This is a genomic window from Microbacterium sp., assembly GCF_036823965.1.
GTDB lineage: Bacteria > Actinomycetota > Actinomycetes > Actinomycetales > Microbacteriaceae > Microbacterium.
Genome location: NZ_DAITBE010000006.1, coordinates 57,579 through 75,778, shown reverse-complemented (window position 1 = coordinate 75,778; position 18,200 = coordinate 57,579). Strand labels below are relative to the sequence as shown.

Here is an 18,200-nt window from a genome sequence, read left to right as displayed (position 1 = left end):
CCGGCGATACGATGGAGGGCTATGTCTTCCCCCGTGATCTCGTACCCGCCGGAGCTGCCGGTCAGCGCAGCCCGCGCCGAGATCGCCGACGCCATCCGCGACAACCAGGTCGTGATCGTCGCCGGCGCCACCGGTTCCGGCAAGACCACGCAGCTGCCGAAGATCGCACTCGAGCTCGGCCGCACGAACATCGCGCACACGCAGCCGCGGCGGCTCGCAGCCCGCACGATCGCCGAGCGCATCGCGGAGGAGCTCCAGGTCGAGCTCGGCACGCTCGTCGGCTACAAGGTGCGCTTCACCGACAAGGTCTCCGACGAGACGCGCATCGCGCTGATGACCGACGGCATCCTGCTGAACGAGATCCACCGCGATCGCCTGCTGCGCCGCTACGACACGATCTTCATCGACGAGGCGCACGAGCGATCGCTCAACGTCGACTTCCTGCTCGGCTACCTCGCGCGCATCCTGCCGGAGCGCCCCGACCTCAAGGTCATCATCACCTCGGCCACCATCGATCCCGAGAGCTTCGCGAAGCATTTCGCCAGCCCTTCGACGGGCTCGGGGAGCCAGCCGACGCCCGCACCGATCATCGAGGTGTCCGGGCGCACGTACCCTGTCGAGATTCGCTACCGGGCGCAGACCGAGGAGTCAGCGGGCGAGGCCGACGGGAACGAGGACGAGGTGTCGGCGATCGTCGCCGCACTGCGCGAGCTCGACCGTGAGGCGCCGGGCGACGTGCTCGTCTTCCTGCCGGGTGAAGCCGAGATCCGCGATGCGGCGGATGCCGTGCGCGGCGCCTACTCGAACGAGCGCTCCCCCACCGAGGTGCTGCCGCTCTTCGGCCGCCTGTCCGCGGCAGACCAGCACCGGGTGTTCGAACGCAGCCGCGTCGCCGGCGTCCGCCGCCGCGTCATCCTCGCCACCAACGTCGCCGAGACCAGCCTCACGGTGCCAGGGATCAAGTATGTGATCGACACCGGCACCGCTCGCATCTCCCGCTACAGCAACCGCTCGAAGGTGCAGCGCCTGCCGATCGAGGCCATCTCGCAGGCATCAGCGAATCAGCGCTCCGGCCGCGCCGGTCGAATCAGCGACGGCATCGCGATCCGCCTCTATTCGGAGGAGGACTTCGAGCGCCGCCTGGAGTTCACCGAACCCGAGATCCTTCGGACCTCGCTCGCCTCCGTCATCCTGCAGATGCTGTCGCTCGGGTTCGGCGACATCACGGCCTTCCCGTTCCTCACCCCGCCCGACTCGCGCGGTGTCAAGGCCGCGTTCGACCTGCTCACCGAGCTCGGCGCCGTCGAAGCGCAGTCCGGCTCCGACGCGGCTCGACTCACCCGCATCGGGCGCGACATCTCGCGCATCCCCATCGACCCCCGGTTCGCACGCATGCTGATCGAGTCAGGGCGCCCTTCGACAGGCTCAGGGACCCAGAGGACGTCGTCGCCGCAGGTCACGCGCGACGTGCTCGCGATCGTCTCAGGCATGTCGATCCAGGACGTCAGGGAGCGGCCGGAGGAGCGCCGCGAGGAGGCGGACCGCCTGCACGCGCGCTTCGTCGACCCCACCAGCGACTTCATCACGCTCCTGAACCTCTGGAACCATCTGCGCGAGCAGCAGCGCGAGCTCGGCTCGAGCGCGTTCCGTCGGCTCTGCCGCGCGGAGCACCTGAACTACGTGCGCGTCCGCGAGTGGTTCGACGTGCACCGCCAGCTGCGGTCGCTGCTCTCCGGGGCGAAGATCCGCATCGACGACCCGTCGACAGGCTCAGGGACCCAGGGTGGGACAGGGACCCAGCAGGGGGCGAGCGATCCCGACGCGATCCATCGTTCGCTGCTGTCCGGCCTGCTGTCGCAGATCGGCATCCTCGACGAGCGCACCGCCCCTGCCGGCAAGGCGCACTCCCCCGCCAAGGAGCCGAAGGGACGCCGCACGGTCGAGTACCGCGGAGCCCGCGGCATCCGCTTCTCGATCTTCCCCGGCTCCGGCCTCCGCAAGAAGAGCCCGCAGGCGGTCATGGCCGCCGAGATCGTCGAGACCTCGCGCACCTTCGCGCGCACGGTCGCCGCGATCGATCCGGCCTGGGCCGAGCCGCTCGCCGGCGACCTCGCCAAACGGCAGGTGACCGAACCGCACTGGTCGAAGGATGCCGGCGCAGCCGTCGCGTTCGAGAAGGTCACCCTGTTCGGGGTCGAGATCATCCCGCGCCGCCGGGTGCAGTTCGCCAGGATCGACCGCGCCGCCTCGCGCGAGCTGTTCGTGCGGCACGCGCTCGTGGAGGGCGAGTGGGATCCGAGCCGGCTCGACAAGCGCGTGTCAGCGTTCTGGCGCAGCAACGCCGAGCTCCGCAAGCGCCTGGAGAAGCTCGAGGAGCGGGAGCGCCGCCGCGACATCCTCGCCGGCGACGAAGCCGTGTTCCGGTTCTACGACGAGCGCATCCCCGCCGAGGTCTTCGACGTGCGCTCCTTCGAGAAGTGGTGGCGCGAGACGCTCGCGGCCACCCCGAAGCTGCTCGCGATGCGCGAGGGCGACCTGATCGACGACGACGGGAGGGCGGACCAGAGCGACTTCCCCACCCGCTGGACGCAGGGCGACCAGGTGCTGGGTCTCGCGTACCGCTTCGAGCCGGGCGCCGCCGACGACGGTGTGAGCGTCGTGATCCCGCTGGCGCTGCTCGCGCAGGTGGAGGATCGCGGCTTCGACTGGCAGGTGCCCGGGCTGCGGGCCGAGCTCATCACGGGACTGCTGCGGGCGCTGCCCAAGGCGATCCGCCGACACGTGGTGCCAGCGGCGGACTGGGCCGACAGGTTCGGCGTCGAGCTCGCCGGCGATGGTCCTGAGGCGCACGGCGGCCTCCCGAGCCGCACGCTGAAGGAGGCACTCGCCCGCCTCATCCAGCCGCTCGCGAACCAGCTCGTGTCCGCTGCGGACTTCGAGGACGACCGGGTGCCGTCGCACCTGCGAATGAACTTCCGCGCGGTGGACGAACGCGGCAGGGTCGCAGGGAGCGGACGCGACCTGACAGCGCTCCAGGGCGAGCTGTCCGACCGGGCCCGCACCAGCGTGGCGCGCTCGATCGCCGCGCCGCAACGGCAGAGGCACCCCCGGCAACCCGGGTCCCTGAGCCCGGCGAACGGCCCGACCTCGAACATCGAGCAGGACGGCCTGACCGCCTGGACCTTCGACGACCTCCCCGAGGTGCTCGACACCCGCGTGGCCGGCGGCGTCGTCCGCGGCTACCCCGCGATCGTCGATCAGGGCAAGACCGTCTCGGTGCGCGTCGAGTCGTCGGCGGACGCCGCAGCGGCGGCGACCCGTGACGGCGTGCTGCGACTCGTGCTGCTCGCAGTGCCCTCCCCCTCGTCATACGTGCAGCAGCACCTGACCAGCCCCGAGAAGCTCGCCCTCGCGGCGTCGAGCTACCCCTCGGCGGCCGCCCTGATCGAGGACTGCCGTGCTGCGGTGGCCAGACGCGTGATCGATGCCTCGACCGGCGGGTCGGGCGTCGTCCGTACCGCCGCCGAGTTCGCCCGCGTGCGCGATGCCGTGTCGGCGGTGCTCGTCGACGAGCTCTTCGCATCCGTCTCGCTCGTCGCCCGCATCCTCACGCTCTCGCGCGACGTGGAGCGCGGTATCAAGTCCCAGAACTCGCTCTCCCTGCTCGGCCCGCTGAACGACATCAAGACGCAGCTCACGGCGTTGCTGCATCCCGGCTTCGTGTCGGCGGCCGGGATCGACCGACTGGCGCACTTCCCCCGCTACCTCGAGGCCATGCGCGACCGGCTGAAGACGCTCGCGAGCGAACCGGGCAAGGACCGCACCCGCATGAGCGAGTTCGAGCGGATGGTCACGGTGTTCCAGGACGCCGGCGGCGTGGTCCCGCTGCCGAAGGATGCCGCCCCCGCGCTCGTCGAGACCCGGTGGCTGCTCGAGGAGTACCGCGTCAGCGTGTTCGCGCAGCGCCTCGGCACCGCGCTGCCGGTCTCGCCGCAGCGCATCCAGAAGGTCCTCTCTGGTCGCTGAACCCGCCATCCATCTCGCCCGAATGCAGGATCGCGACGGTAGCCTGGTCGCATGGCTCGCGCGATCGTGTACACGGAAATCGGCTCACCCGACGTTCTCCACCTCACCGAGATCCCCGATCCCGTCGCCGCTGACGGCGAGGTCGTCGTGGCGATCGAGGCAGTGGGTGTGAACCCCATCGATGCGAAGATCCGCGGCGGGAAGCGCCCGTCGCCCCCGATCACCGAACCGCGACCGGTCGGCTTCGACGGCGCCGGTGTGATCACCGAGCTCGGCGCAGGCGTCGAGGGCTTCGCGGTCGGCGACCGGGTCGCGATCCGCGATGCGCACGGCACCTACGCCTCGGCGATCGCGATCTCGCCCAAGCATCTCGCGCTGCTCCCCGATTCCGTCACGGCCGCCGAGGGAGCCGGTATCGGCATCCCCGCAGGCACCGCCTACCAGGCGCTGCGATCGCTCGAGGTGAGCGAGGGCGACGTGCTGCTCGTGCACGCCGGGTCCGGCTCGGTCGGCCAGGCCGCCGTGCAGTTCGCCGTGGACTGGGGCGTGACCGTCATCGCGACCGCGAGCCCCTCGCGTCATGCACAGCTGCGCGACCTCGGCGCGATCCCGGTCGCCTACGGCGACGGGCTGCAGGAGCGCGTCGAGCAGGCCGCCCCCGACGGCGTCACGGCGGCACTGGACTGCGCCGGCACCGACGAGGCCATCGAGGTCTCGCTCGCCCTGGTCCCCGACCGCGAGCGGATCGCGACGATCGTGCGCGGACCGGATGCGGCATCCTTCGGCATCCGTGCCTTCTCCGGCGGATCGCCCGTGCCGCTCACGGACCAGGAGCAGGCCTGGCGAGCCGAGGCGCTCCCCGAGACCATCGCGCTGATCGCCTCCGGCGACTTCGTGATCGAGCTCGGTCCGCAGCTCCCCCTCGCCGATGCGGCGCGGGCCCACGAACTCGTCGAGGCCCACGCCGCCTCGGGGAAGATCGTGCTGGTTCCCTGACCCCTGTGCAGCCCGTCCTGCTCAGACCGGAGCCACCGGCCGCCCGATCGACAGCATCAGACGATTCGCCCAGTTGAAGAACGCTGCGCCGTGGATGAGGTCTGCGATCTCCAGGTCATCGAGGCCGGCGGCCCGCAGCCGGGCGATCTCATCCTCCCCGAAGGCGTTCGGGGTGTCGGTGAGGGCGACGGATGCCGCGACGACCGCATTCCAGCGCTCGCCGAGCTCGGCGTCGACGCCATCGTCGAGCAGCAGATCCACGTCGTCGACGCGCTTGCTGTGATGCGCCGCGAATCGGGAGTGCACCGAGGCGCAGAACACGCAGCCGTTGCGACGCGAGGCCGCGGTCGCGGCGAGCTCGCGCTCTGCACGCGGCAGTCCCTCCGACGCGTTGTAGAAGATGTCCTTGTCGACCAGGGTGCGCGCCTTCAGCACCTCGGGGTCGCGCGCCAGCAGTCGGAAGTAGTCGTTCTTCGCCCTGGCCGCGTCCACGAGGCCGTCGAAGTGGCGCTCGGTGAGCTCATCCTCGCCCAGTGGCGGCAGATGCGGCGTCCAGCCGACCTCGGCACGCGTGAAGTCGTGCGGGTGTGGTGCGTCGGTGTGCAGCAGCACGGTCTCGGCGGCGCTCATGCGGCGACCTCCTCGGCGTGGGTCGCCCCGTCGACGGGAGCACTCTCGACGGGAGCGGCGAGCCCCGCTGCGGACAGCGTCCGGAGTCCGGCGACCACTCGTTGCTGGAATGCGAGGAACGCCACCAGCTGCGACAGCGTCACGATGCCGTCGGCCGACCATCCCGCCGACAGGAGGCGACCGAGATCGGCACCCGAGGCCTCGCGCGGACGCAGGACCAGCAGGTGCGTGTGCGCGAGCGCTGCGGCGAGACGCTCGCCGAGCGCGCTCGTGGCGACGTCGGACGGCGCGTAGCGCGCACCCTCGGTGTTCTCGCTCTGCAGTCCCAGCTCCGTGTAGGTGCCGAAGGGACCGGCGACCGCATACTCGACGGCCTCCGAGCGCACCACTGCGGCGCGCGGCGCATCCGCCTCGACGGCGCGCGCCGCGTAGAACACCGCGGTCGCGTCATCGGCCCCTGCGAGCGCCGTGGCGAACGCGGCGATCAGCTCGCGCTCCTCCTGCGACACGTGCTCGGTCGAGACCGGCCGGAACAGCGCGTCGAAGCTCGCCTGCAGCTGCTCCCTGGTGACGGGGCGGCGACGGCGAAGCGCATCGAGCTCCGGCGTCACCTCCGCGATCCGGTCGACGATGTCCGTGGTCATGCCTGCTCCTTGCGGGTCGAAGTGGTGGTCGTGGTCGTGGTGTAGCCGAGGGCCGGGGCGACCTGCTCGGCGAAGAGCTCGATCGACCGCAGCACGTGTGCGTGCGGGGCGTCGACCGAATGCACCTGGAACGCGACTTCGGTGGCCCTGGCGAGTGCGGCGTCGGCTGCGAGTGACGCCGCCACCTCCTCCGGAGTGCCGAGGTGGGTGTCGAGGGCGACGATCAGCTCGTCGATCGAGTCGCCTGGGATCGTCTGCCCCTGTCGGCGGAACCCCTCGGCCGCGCGGCGGAGTCCGACCTCGGCGAAGCGCAGCGCCTCGGCTCGATCGTCGGCGACGAAGACGGTGCGCGATGCGGTGATCCGCGGGGCGACGCCGTCCGGCAGCGCCCCGAGATACGCGTCGATGATCGGATCCTGCAGCGCGGAGAGCGGCGCATGCAGGGCATCCACCGGACGAGGCTGCGTGCGCGAGAGCAGCAGACCGTGCCCGTGCACGCCAGCGCGATGCCCGCCCGGCGCTGAGAAGGTCGCCTGCCACACGCGGTCGGCCAGTGGCGGCCCGTCTCCCGATGCGGCATCCGGGTACAGCGTGTTCCCTTCGCCGACATCACGACCGGCGAGTGCGTCGAGGAGCACCCTGAGCTTGCGGTCGTAGGTCATCGCCTTGTGGTTCACGTCTTCGCCGAAGGGCGAGAAGGAGGTCGGCGTGCCGCCACTGCCGAGACCGAGATCGAGGCGAGCGCCGGAGAGCAGATCGGCGACCGTGGCATCCTCCGCGACTCGCACCGGATCCTCGAGCGGCAGCGTGATCACCCCGGTGCCGAGACGGATGCGCGAGGTCTGCGCCGCGACGTGGGCGAGGAACACGAGCGGCGAAGGCAGACCGCCCTCGGCAGCGTGGAAGTGGTGCTGCGCGACCCAGGCACGTCCGACGCCATGGTGCTCGGCATGCTGGATCTGCTCGGCCGCGAGCGCATAGCGCTCCGACGGCGAGGCGTCGTCGAGCAGTCGCGTGAAGAACGCGATCGTGGGGGCGGTCATACGGTCGTCTCCGTTCGCCCGGGCACTGCGGCCAGCAGTTCCCGGGTGTAGTCGTGCTGCGGCGAGTGGAAGAGCTCCTCGGTGGCCCCCTCCTCGACGATCCGCCCGCGGCGCATCACCGAGACCGTGTGGCTGATCCGTCGCACCACCGCGAGGTCGTGCGAGATGAACAGGTAGGTGAGGCCGAGCTCTGCCTGCAGCGAGGTCAGCAGTTCGAGGATGCGTGCCTGCACCGTGACGTCGAGCGCCGACACGGCCTCATCGAGCACCACGATCTCCGGATCGATCGCCAGTGCCCTGGCGATGGCGACGCGCTGACGCTGCCCGCCGGACAGTTCGCGCGGGGTGCGCTGGGCCACGTCGGACGGCAACGACACCCGATCGATCAGGGCGAGTGCGCGCTCGCGACGCTCCCGTCGCGAGCCCGCTCGGAAATTCTGCAGCGGCTCTGCGACGATGTCGACGATCTGCTGACGCGGATCCAGCGAGGCGAAGGGGTTCTGGTACACGAGCTGGATGCGTCGCCGCAGCGCTCGCAGCCGCTCAGCCGACGCGGTCGTCACGTCGTCGCCCGCGACCTCGATCGAACCGGCATCCGGCCGCTCGAAGCGCGTGATCAGGCGAGCGGTCGTCGTCTTGCCCGACCCCGACTCCCCCACCAGCGCGTGCGTCGTGCCGCGACGGACGCGGAACGAGACGTCATCGACGGCGCAGAACTGCCCCCGCCCGGCGACCTTGAACTCCTTGACGAGGCCTTCCGCGACGATCGCATACGGGTTCTCGGCTGCGACTGCGGCGGCATCTCGGAGGAACGGCGGCGCATCGGGACGGCGGAATCCGGTCGTGAACGCCGGAGCATCCGCGAGCAGCTGCCGCGTGTACGCGTCGCTCGGGGCATCCAGCACCGCGGCACTGGCGCCCTGCTCGACGATGCGACCGTCCTTCAGCACCACCAGCCGCTGGGCTCGGTCTGCGGCGACACCGAGGTCGTGCGTCACGAGCAGAATGCTCGTCCCCTCCTCGCGGCGCAGCTCGTCGAGCAGGTCGAGCACGCGCCGCTGCACCGTGGCGTCGAGCGCGCTGGTCGGCTCATCCGCGATCAGCAGTCTCGGCTGCAGGGCGATCGCCGTCGCGATCAGCACCCGCTGCCGCATGCCGCCGGAGAGCTCGTGCGGATACTGCCGCGCCCGCAGATCGGGATCGTCGATGCCCACCCGGTCGAGGAGCTCGATCACCCTCGCGCGGCGAGCACGCCCGTCGCGGTGTCCGTGCAGGCGCAGCACCTCCTCGACCTGGGCGCCGATCGAGCGCACCGGGTTGAGCGAGGTGGTCGGATCCTGCGGCACGAGTCCGATCTCGGGCCCGCGGATGCTGCGCAGTGCGCGATCCGACCAGCCGGAGATCTCGAGTTCGCCGAGGCGCACCCGGCCGCCGTCGATCGTGCCGCCGCTCGGCAGCAGCCCGAGCAGCGCATGCGCGGTGGTGGACTTGCCGGAGCCGGATTCCCCGACCAGAGCCAGGGTCTCGCCCTCGCCGATCTCGAAGGAGACGCCGTGCACGACCTCGCGACGTGCGGTGCGACCGGCATAGGAGACCCGCAGGTCGTCGACGCTGAGAACGCTCATCGGGCATCCCTTCCGATGCGGTGACTGATGCGATTGGCGCTGAGCACGACCGCGACGACCACGAGACCCGGCAGCGCCGTGAGCCACCACGCTGTGCCGACGTAGTTGCGTCCCTCGGCGATCAGCAGACCCCATTCCGGCGTGGGCGGCGGCGCACCGTAGCCGAGGAAGCCCAGCGTCGAGATGGCGAGGATCGCGGTGCCGAACTGCAGTGCGGCGAGCGCCACGATCGGGGTGAGCGAGTTCGGCAGCACGTGCCGCCAGAGCACCGCGAGGAACGTGGCACCGCTGCCGTAGGCCGCCTCGACGAACTCGGTGCGACGCACGCGAGCGACCTCGGCCCGCATGAGCCTGGCGAACGCGGCGACGCTGCCGAGGCCGACCGCGATCGCGGCGTTGACGGTGCCGAAGCCGAGCAGGATGATCACCGACAGCGACAGCAGCAGACCAGGGATCGCGAGCAGCACGTCGACGACGCGCATCAGGATGTCGTCGATGACACCGCCGAGTGCGCCGGCGATCGCGCCGAGCAGCGTGCCGAGCGCGAGGCCGACCGTGACGGCGATGAGTGCACCGGAGAGGGAGTGCACCGCACCGTGCACGACGCGTCCGAAGAGGTCGCGGCCGAGGGTGTCGGTGCCGAACCAGTGCGCCGCGCTCGGCGGCAGCAGCTTGTCGGCCGGCGTGCCTGTCAGCGGGTCGCCCGGCGCGAAGATCGAGGGGACGACGGCGCAGAGCACGGCGAGGGCCACGACGAGGATCGCGAGATACAGATCCCAGGGATGCCGCCGGCGCGCCCGCTGGGCGAGCGGCGCCGTGACCGGAGCATCCGTCTCGGGGGCGTTCGTCTGCCCAGCCGCCTGCGCGGTCGCCTCCTGACTCAGGACGGGGATCGTCATGCCGGCACCTCCTGGAGTGCGCGTCGCGGCGTGGCACGGACCACGCGCCGCTGGCGCGGATCGATGAGCGGGGTGACCAGGTCGACCGCGAAGCTGATCAGCACGAAGCCGAGCGCCGACAGCAGCACCACGCCCTGGAGCACCGGGATGTCCTGGTTCGCGACGGCCTGCTCTGTCAGGCGTCCGATGCCGGTGCGTCCGAACACGGTCTCGGTGACGACGGCCCCACCGACGAGCTCGCCGAACAGCACACCGGCGATCGTGAGCGTCGGCAGTGCGGCGTTGCGAGCGACGGAACGAGTGAGCACCCAGACCGGCGGAGCGCCCTTGGCCCGCACGACGGTGATGAACGGCTGCGCCTGCACCTGGTCGATCGCGCGGACCAGCACCTGCGCGAGCGGTGCCGAGATCGGCACCGCGAGCGTGAGCACCGGCAGGATGAGTCCTGCGACCGGGTCCGCTCCGACGATCGGCACCCAGCCGAGCCCGAACGAGAACACCTGGATCAGCAGGATGCCGAGCCAGAACACGGGAACGGCCACGAACAGACCGGGCACCTGCCGCAGGCCGCTGCGCAGCCACTCGAATCGGGCGAGCGATGACAGCCCTGCGACGAGCACCGCGATCAGCAACGCCACGACCAGACCGAGCGATGCGAGCAGCAGCGTCGACGGCAGCGCCTCGGCGAGCATGGTCAGCACCGGGGTGCCGAACTGCGTCGAGTACCCGAAGTCACCGGCCAGGAAGCCGAGCCCGGCGTGCAGGTACTGCTCCCACCACGGCAGGTCGGCGCCGTAGGTCGCACGGATGCTGTCGAGCTGCTCCGGCGAGAGGCCGAGGCTCGGATCGGAGAACTTGATCAGGATCGCGTCGCCTGGCAGCAGCTGCAGCAGGAAGAACGTGGCCGTGAAGGCCGCGATCAGCACGATCGCGGCCTGCCCGGCTCGTCGGAGGACGAACAGCATCAATGCTCCTGCAGCCACACACCGGAGAACGTGGGGCGGCCGACGGACTCGAAGGCCACGCCCTGCACGTAGGTGGCGGTGCCGTAGACCTGCGGCTCCTCGAAGAGCGGGATCACGTACGCCTGCTCGGCGATGTAGTCCTGCACGGCCTGCGAGGCCGCGATGCGCTTGTCGGCGTCTGGCTCGGATGCCACGGCGAGCAGCAGCGAGTCGAGCTCGGCGTCGTTCGAGATGAGCGTGTCACGGTTCTTGGTGAAGTACTGGCTCTTGATCACGTCGAGGTCCGCGCGTCCGACCATCGAGTGGTAGAAGCCGGTCTTGTTCGGATCGCGGGTGTCCTCGGCGTAGCTGCCGGCGTCACCGGGCTTGACGGTGAGCTCGACGCCGACCTTCGCCAGCTGCTGCGCGACCAGCTCGAGCGTCTGCTTCGACAGCGGCTGGGGCTTGGCCTCGTAGACCGTGATCGCCAGGCGCTCGCCGTCCTTCTCACGGATGCCATCCGAACCGGGCGTCCAGCCGGCCTCGTCGAGCAGCTCCTCCGCCTTGTCGGGGTCGTACACGTAGTGCTCGGACTCGTCCTTGAAGCCGATGGCCTCGGACGAGAGCACCGACGTCGCGACCGGGTAGTTCTCGGTGAACAGGGTGTCGACGATCTCCTGCGAGTCGACGGCAGCCACCAGCGCCTGGCGGACGCGGATGTCGGTGAGGAGCGGGTTGCTCGGGCGCAGGCTGATCGCGTTGTTCACACCGCGGGTCTGCGGCGCGTAGAGGGTGAAGCCGGCGCTCTCGACGCGGTCCTCGTCGAATGCCTGCACGTAGCGCACGTAGTCCGCCTGGCCTGCGAGCAGCGAGCCGATGCGGACGGAGTCCTCCGGCGTCACGAGCACGTGCACCGCATCGAGGTACGCGCGGCCCTGGTTCTCGGCGCTCTCCGGCGCCCACTCGTAGTCGTCACGGGCGGTGAGCGTGTACTCGGTGCCGAGCTTCTCGTCCGTCACGGTGAAGGGGCCGGAGCCGATGATCTCCTGCGCGTTGCCTGCTCCGAAGTCCTCGATCGTGCCGTCGAGCGTCTCGGGCGAGAGCAGGCCGGAGTTGATGGTCGAGGTGGCCTGCAGGAACCCGGGCGACGGTGCCGAGAAGCGGAAGGTGACGGTGTCGTCGTCGACGACCTCGCTGCTGGCGTAGTTGTTGATCGCCTCCGAGATCGTCAGCCCGCGGTCCGCGTCGCCGAGTCCGTACGTGTCGAAGTTCTTCGCGACCGCCGCGGCGTCGAGCACCGTGCCGTCGGAGAAGCTGACGTCCGGATTGAGGTTGAACGTGTACTCCGTCGCGTCGTCGTTCACGGTCCAGTCGGACGCGATCCACGGTTCGATCTCGAGCGTGTCCGGGTTCTGCCAGGTGAGGCGTGCGGCGATGTTGTTGACGATGCCGCCGTTCGGATAGAACCCGGCCTGCGGCGGATACAGATTCGTGTAGGTCTGGTGCTCGAGGTAGGTGAGCGTGCCGCCCGTGACGGGATCGCCCGCGGCGGCCGGCGCGTTGGCCGGTGCGGGTGACGAGGAGCAGGCGACGAGGCCGGCCGCCATCACGAACGGGAGGGCGACGGCTGCGGCGCGGACGGTGCGGCGGTTCATGGGAAGGGCCTCCTGGGCGGGTGGGGGTGCATGCAGTGCAGGGTGATCGGTGGTGCGTGCGGTGTGGTTGTCACGCTAGAGACGACGGAACGGACGCCGCGAAGGCGATGTCACGGTCCGACGCCGCACGTCATGCGGCGTCACGAGACGTCTGGTCAGGTGGTCGAGAGCGCGGGTTCCGCGGCGGTCGCGGCGACGCCGAGCCGCTCGCGGAGCGTCGAGCCGTCACGTCCGAGCAGGCCGCGGCGACGGAGCTCCGGGACGGCGAGCGCCGTGAACGCCTCGAACTGCGCTGGCTGGAATGCCGAGAGCACATTGAACCCGTCTGCGGCGCCCTGATCGCGCCAGGTCTCGAAGTGGTCGGCGATGGTCGACGCATCGCTGACCACGAACGCGGCGGGAACGGCGTGCGCTGCGACGAGATGCCGCCAGGTGAGCGGATGCCGCGATCCCGCACGATCCGCGATCCCGAGTCCGGCGATGCGGGCCACGCGCTCGATGAGTGCGGCGCCTCCGCCGCCGAGCCTTCGTGCTCCGCCTCGGTCACCGGGCTGTCGAAGGCCGCGTGCCTGAGCGCATCGTCCGGGTCGACCGCCAGCGCATCGGCCAGCGCCGCCACCGTGCGATTGGCGGGGAACGCCGTCCGAGCGGATTGGTGCCCCTCGGCGAGCGGGACCAGCGCCAGCAGTCGTTCGACGATGCGGTGCGCATCGGCATCGGTGTCAGCGACGACCGGTAGGACCGGGGCGATCACCTTGAGACCATCGGGGTCGCGACCGGCATCTGCAGCGAGCCCGCGGAGTGTCCTGCGCACCTCGATCGCATCGACGAGCACCGGCGCCGCGATCAGGGCGAGATCGGCCTCGGTCGCTGCGAGCGCGCGGGAGCGCGGCGAGGTGCCTGCGTGCACGATCGGGATCTGCCCCTGCGGCGGTCGAGCCACGTTCAACGGTCCGGTGACGCTGAGGTGCGCGCCCCGAAGGTCGGCTGCGCGGAGGCCATCCGGATCGATGAGCACGCCGCGCGCGGCATCCGCGATCCAGGCGTCCTCGCTCCACGAATCCCACAGCCGGCGCAGCGCGGTGACGAACTCCTCCGCGCGGTCGTAGCGGCTCACGTTGTCGGCATGCGCATCGCGGCCGTGGTTCCCTGCGGCACGGGGCTCTGCGCCGGTGACGAGATTGATCCCGGCCCGACCGTGGGTGAGCACGTCGAGGGAGGCCAGCGACCTCGCGGTCGTATAGGGGTCGGCGTAGGTCGCGTTGACGGTCGCGATGAGTCCGATGCGGGAGGTGATGCCGGCGAGGAACAGCACGGCGCTCACGGGGTCGATCCGGGCGAGCAGATAGGGATCGCGGAACTCCAGGTCGGGCCCGGTGGCCAGCCAGTCCCCGAAGAACAGGTAGTCGAGATCGGCATCCTCACCCGCCTGCGCGACACGACGCAGGATCTCGGCGTCACCCGCTGGGTCTCGATGTGCGCCCTCCTGGCGCCAGCCGGACGGGTAGGCACCGAGCGTGCGCACCATGGCGCCGATGATGAGAGGTTCGGTCATGCCGCCACGGTAGAAGGGCCACGAGGAGGCCGACCACGCCGCCGATGCCGGAGGTCACACGGTGCAACAGTCCGTCACACCCGCCATACCCTCTACGCTGAGACGATGACTGGTCTTCGTTGGGGAATCCTCGCAACCGGCGGCATCGCCGGCTCGTTCGCATCCGATCTGCGCACCGCAGGACTCGATCTGGTCGCGGTGGGATCACGCTCGCAGGAGTCGGCCGACGCGTTCGCCGCACGCTTCGACATCCCGCGCGCGCACTCGTCCTATGAGGCCCTCGTCGCCGACCCCGACGTCGACATCATCTATGTCTCCACGCCGCATCCGATGCACCACGCGAACACTCGCCTCGCACTCGAGCACGGCAAGCACGTGCTGGTCGAGAAGGCGTTCACGCTCAACCGCGCCGAGGCCGAGGACCTGCAGCAGCTCGCTGCCGAGCGCGGTCTGCTGGTCACCGAGGCCATGTGGACCCGATATCTCCCGCACATGCTCCGCGTCCGCGAGATCATCGCCGACGGCACGCTCGGCGACATCCGCGCCGTCACGGTCGACCACACGCAGCTGCTGCCCTCCGATCCTGCCCACCGGCTGAACGCCCTCGAGCTCGGCGGCGGTGCGCTGCTCGATCTCGGCATCTACCCGATCTCGTTCATCTGGGACATCCTCGGTGCGCCCACCGGCATCCACAGCGTCGCGCGGCTGATCGAGACCGGGGCGGATGCCGAGGTCGCCACCGTCATGACGCACGAGGGCGGCGCGGTCTCGACCAGCCTGTCCTCCTCGCGTGCAGCAGGCCCGAACACGGCCCTGATCCTCGGCACGAAGGCGCGCATCGACATCGACGGCGTCTGGTACTCCCCCACCACCTTCCGCGTCGTGGCGCCGGACGGCACCGTGCTCGAGGAGTTCGACGGACGCCTCGATCCCGAGAACGGCGGGCGAGGCATGCAGTTCGAGGCGCTCGCCGCCGAGCGCCTGGTGCGTGAGGGAAACCTCGCAGGCGACCTGCTCCCCATCGCCGAGACCGTGGCCATCATGGGCACGCTCGACGAGATCCGCCGCCAGATCGGTGTCAGCTACCCGAGCGAGGAGGCCGACCGTGGCTGAGACCACCGACGCGCGCGTCGCCGTCTACCTCGACTTCGACAACATCGTCATCTCCTGGTACGACCGGGTGCACGGGCGCAACGCCTACGGCAAGGACCGCCAGCGGATCGCCGAGAACCCGAACGACCCCGATGTCGTCGATCGGCTCAGCCGGGCCATGATCGAGGTCGGCGCGATCATCGACTACGCCGCCTCCTTCGGCACCCTGGTGCTCACCCGCGCGTACGCGGACTGGTCGTCGCCGGTCAACGCCGAGTACCGCTCGCAGCTGGTCGCCCGCGCGGTCGACTTGGTGCAGCTCTTCCCGGCGGCGGCATATGCCAAGAACGGCGCCGACATCCGTCTCGCCGTGGACGCCGTGGAGGACATGTTCCGCCTGCCCGACCTCACGCACGTCGTGATCGTGGCCGGCGACAGCGACTACGTGCCGCTCGCGCAGCGCTGCAAGCGGCTCGGACGCTATGTGATCGGTGTCGGCGTGGCCGGCTCGACCGCGAAGTCGCTCGCCGCGGCCTGCGACGAGTTCGAGGCCTACGACTCGCTGACCGGCGTGGTGCGACCGAGCAAGCCGGTGGTGCCTGTCGTCGAGACCCCGGCGAGCACGGCCGAACCCGTCGAGGCGGCCGGCGCAGCAGACACGACCGTCAAGGCCAAGGCTGCCCCGAAGACCCGGAGGGCCAAGAGCCCCGCGAAGGTCGAGGAGCCGGCCGAGGTGAAGCTCGACGAGCAGGGCGAGGCGACGCAGCTCCTGGAGCGCGCGCTGCGGCTCGGCCACGACAAGGCGGATGCCGACGAGTGGCTGCACAGCTCAGCCGTGAAGACGCATATGCGCCGCATGGACCCGTCGTTCAGCGAGAAGGCCCTCGGCTACCGCTCGTTCTCCGACTTCCTGAAGTCGCGCGACGACATCACCGAGCTCGAGGAGACCGGGCACGAGCGGCTGGTGCGCCTGCGCGAGCGCTGAGTCCCGGCTCCCGCACTGATCACCGGATCCCGACGGTGGCGGTGAGAACGGCTGACCGCCCTCACCGCCGCATCGACTGCCGTCAGAGCGTGCGTTCGAACGGATCGAAGGCGGCGTCGATCGCGCCGACCTGATCGAGTGTGCTCTCGACCGTGACGAAGCTGCGAGATTCCGCCGCCTCCTCGATCGAGAGCAGCGTGTCGAGCACGTGGAAGCCGAACTCGCCGGTCGCCACGTGCGGGCGTCCAGCCGCGATCGAACGCGCCATGTCGAGCAGACCGACGCCGCGGCCGGAGAGCACGCCCTCCTGCGCCACGTCGACGACCTCCTGCTCGACCGGCTCCGGCGGCACGAACAGCCGACGAAGCGGACGGGTGATCGTGATCGCGCCGCCGAAGGTGTTCGGGTCGGGAATCACGATCGTCCCCTCGGTGCCGGTGATCTCGACGATCCCCTGCCGGATGACGGGCGAGTCGGTGCTGTACACGCTCTGCGCCTGCCCACCCTGCTCGAAGTCCATCAGCACGCTCAGCGTCGACGGGATCTCGACGGGGAACTCCTGACCGGCGAGCTCGCCGACCTGCACTCGACGCGTCGGCGTGCCCTGCAGCCCGAGGGCCGCCACCGAGGCGACTGGACCGAACACGTGCACGAGCGCTGAGACGTAGTACGGCCCCATGTCGAGCAGCGGACCTGCGCCCTTGGCGTACAGGAATGCAGGGTTCGGGTGGAAGATCTCCGGCCCTGACCACTGGAACGTCGTCTGTGCGAAGAGCGGACGGCCGATGTCACCACGCGCGATCGCACGCTTGGCCGTCTGCACGCCGGGTCCGAGCACGGTGTCCGGCGCGACGCCCACGCGGAGGCCGGCGGCATCCGCCCTCTCCAGCAGTCGGCGGGACTCCTCGCGGCTCACGCCGATCGGCTTCTCGGTCCAGACGTGCTTGCCTGCGGCGACGATCGCCTCCGAGACCTCGACGTGCACGGCCGGGATCGTGAGGTTCACGACGATGTCGATCTCCGGATCGTCGAGCACGACCTCGACGCCGCCGGCACGCGGCACCCCGTACTTGTCGGCCTGCGCGCGGGCGCGCTCCTCGATCACATCTCCGACGGCGAGCACGCGCACATCGGGGAAGGTCGTCAGATTCGTGAGGTACTGGTCGCTGATGTTCCCCGCCCCGATGATGCCGACGCCGACGGGGCCTGCGCCGGCCGAGGATGCGGCGACCGCCATCAGCCGGCCACCTTCTCGTCGAGGTACACGCGGCTGCGTTCGATCGCATCGAAGAGGTCGCCCTCATAGTGGTCGAACTCGACGATCGCGAGCTCGAGCGCAGGCGCTGCGGCGATCGCCTCGACGAGCGGCACTGTGCCCTCGCCGGCAGGCACCTGGTCGGCTGGCGGATAGGCGTTCACGAGCGCAGGGTCGAGCGTGCCGTCCTTGGCGTGCACCGCGATCACGCGGTTGCCGAGACGCTGGAGCAGCGCCACAGGGTCGACCCCGCCGCGGGCGACCCAGTACAGGTCGACCTCCAGCACGACGCGCTCGTCGAGAAGCCCTGCGAGCACCTCGAGACCGGTGACGCCGTCGAACACGGCTTCCAGCTCGTGGGCATGGTTGTGGTATCCGACGCGGATGCCGACGCCGGCCCCGATCTCGGCTGCGGCGTTCAGGAGCCGAGCCGTCTCCTCGATCTGTGCGACGGACTCCCAGCGAGCCGGTTCCGTGTAGGGATCGATCACGGTGTCCATGCCGAGCACCTTCGCGGCGGCGAAGACCTCAGCGGGCGACGGGACGGGCAGCGTGGTGCCGCTGCCGTCGGGATTCACGAACGACTCTGACGCGAGGAAGGCGTGCCCGGACGGTGCCGTGAGACCTGCCGCGGCGAGCGCATCCGCCATCGGCGCCGCACGGCGGACGAAGTCGTAGGGCTCGACCGCGGTGAATCCGCGGGCGGCGACGGCAGCGAGCGAGCCTTCGAGGTCGGCCTCCAGCTCGTCCTTGATCGTGAACAGTTGGATGGAAGTCTGGATCGTCACTGGTCTCTCCTTCGGTCGTCGGTGACGTGCGGGCGGTTCACCCGTCGGAAGCACGCTAGCACC

14 protein-coding genes are annotated in these 18,200 nt (G+C 70.3%); 4 read left to right on the top strand and 10 right to left on the bottom strand.

Annotation, left to right across the window (positions count from 1 at the left end; translation table 11 throughout):
• The first annotated feature begins 21 nt into the window (after positions 1–21).
• Positions 22–4,026 (top strand): ATP-dependent RNA helicase HrpA, encoded by a 4,005-nt coding sequence (gene hrpA / locus V7Z82_RS11600; RefSeq protein ID WP_442927622.1) that lies wholly within the window; start codon positions 22–24, stop codon positions 4,024–4,026.
• Positions 4,027–4,077: 51 nt separating this feature from the next.
• On the top strand, positions 4,078–5,022 hold the full coding sequence (locus V7Z82_RS11595; RefSeq protein ID WP_334151683.1) for an NADP-dependent oxidoreductase: 945 nt from the start codon (positions 4,078–4,080) through the stop codon (positions 5,020–5,022).
• A gap of 21 nt (positions 5,023–5,043) precedes the next feature.
• On the opposite strand, the gene V7Z82_RS11590 is transcribed toward V7Z82_RS11595, so the two are convergent.
• The 8 genes from V7Z82_RS11590 to V7Z82_RS11555 all read right to left on the bottom strand — a co-directional run bounded on the left by V7Z82_RS11590 (position 5,044) and on the right by V7Z82_RS11555 (position 14,017).
• The gene (locus V7Z82_RS11590) at positions 5,044–5,652 is read right to left on the bottom strand and encodes an alkylhydroperoxidase domain protein (protein ID WP_334151681.1); all 609 of its coding nucleotides are present in this window, start codon (positions 5,650–5,652) and stop codon (positions 5,044–5,046) included.
• A complete protein-coding gene (locus tag V7Z82_RS11585) occupies positions 5,649–6,296 on the bottom strand; it encodes a CMD domain protein (protein ID WP_334151679.1) in 648 nt (215 codons plus the stop codon). Before V7Z82_RS11585 ends, V7Z82_RS11590 begins: the two co-directional genes overlap by 4 nt.
• Positions 6,293–7,339 (bottom strand): putative FMN-dependent luciferase-like monooxygenase, encoded by a 1,047-nt coding sequence (locus V7Z82_RS11580; protein WP_334151676.1) that lies wholly within the window; start codon positions 7,337–7,339, stop codon positions 6,293–6,295. The genes V7Z82_RS11585 and V7Z82_RS11580 overlap by 4 nt, the downstream gene beginning before the upstream one ends.
• On the bottom strand, positions 7,336–8,964 hold the full coding sequence (locus V7Z82_RS11575; protein ID WP_334151674.1) for an ABC transporter ATP-binding protein: 1,629 nt from the start codon (positions 8,962–8,964) through the stop codon (positions 7,336–7,338). Before V7Z82_RS11575 ends, V7Z82_RS11580 begins: the two co-directional genes overlap by 4 nt.
• On the bottom strand, positions 8,961–9,863 hold the full coding sequence (locus V7Z82_RS11570; RefSeq protein ID WP_334151671.1) for an ABC transporter permease: 903 nt from the start codon (positions 9,861–9,863) through the stop codon (positions 8,961–8,963). Before V7Z82_RS11570 ends, V7Z82_RS11575 begins: the two co-directional genes overlap by 4 nt.
• On the bottom strand, positions 9,860–10,828 hold the full coding sequence (locus V7Z82_RS11565) for an ABC transporter permease (protein WP_334151669.1): 969 nt from the start codon (positions 10,826–10,828) through the stop codon (positions 9,860–9,862). Before V7Z82_RS11565 ends, V7Z82_RS11570 begins: the two co-directional genes overlap by 4 nt.
• Positions 10,828–12,462: a TIGR04028 family ABC transporter substrate-binding protein gene (locus V7Z82_RS11560; RefSeq protein WP_334151666.1), complete on the bottom strand. Its 1,635-nt coding sequence runs from the start codon at positions 12,460–12,462 to the stop codon at positions 10,828–10,830. The genes V7Z82_RS11565 and V7Z82_RS11560 overlap by 1 nt, the downstream gene beginning before the upstream one ends.
• A 130-nt stretch (positions 12,463–12,592) precedes the next feature.
• Positions 12,593–14,017 carry an LLM class flavin-dependent oxidoreductase gene (locus tag V7Z82_RS11555; protein ID WP_334151665.1) on the bottom strand — a complete coding sequence of 475 codons (1,425 nt, stop codon included), beginning with the start codon at positions 14,015–14,017 and terminating at the stop codon, positions 12,593–12,595.
• Positions 14,018–14,122: 105 nt separating this feature from the next.
• On the opposite strand from V7Z82_RS11555, the gene V7Z82_RS11550 reads away from it, so the two are divergent.
• Together V7Z82_RS11550 and V7Z82_RS11545 are read left to right on the top strand one after the other, a co-directional pair.
• On the top strand, positions 14,123–15,130 hold the full coding sequence (locus V7Z82_RS11550) for a Gfo/Idh/MocA family protein (RefSeq protein ID WP_334151664.1): 1,008 nt from the start codon (positions 14,123–14,125) through the stop codon (positions 15,128–15,130).
• Complete coding sequence (locus tag V7Z82_RS11545; RefSeq protein ID WP_334151661.1) at positions 15,123–16,094, top strand: NYN domain-containing protein; 972 nt, start codon at positions 15,123–15,125, stop codon at positions 16,092–16,094. The genes V7Z82_RS11550 and V7Z82_RS11545 overlap by 8 nt, the downstream gene beginning before the upstream one ends.
• A gap of 82 nt (positions 16,095–16,176) precedes the next feature.
• Here V7Z82_RS11545 and V7Z82_RS11540 read toward each other — a convergent pair whose 3' ends face one another.
• Both V7Z82_RS11540 and V7Z82_RS11535 read right to left on the bottom strand, forming a co-directional pair.
• Positions 16,177–17,331 carry a Gfo/Idh/MocA family protein gene (locus V7Z82_RS11540; protein ID WP_334151659.1) on the bottom strand — a complete coding sequence of 385 codons (1,155 nt, stop codon included), beginning with the start codon at positions 17,329–17,331 and terminating at the stop codon, positions 16,177–16,179.
• The gene (locus V7Z82_RS11535) at positions 17,331–18,137 is read right to left on the bottom strand and encodes a sugar phosphate isomerase/epimerase family protein (protein ID WP_334151656.1); all 807 of its coding nucleotides are present in this window, start codon (positions 18,135–18,137) and stop codon (positions 17,331–17,333) included. Before V7Z82_RS11535 ends, V7Z82_RS11540 begins: the two co-directional genes overlap by 1 nt.
• Positions 18,138–18,200 lie beyond the last annotated feature (63 nt).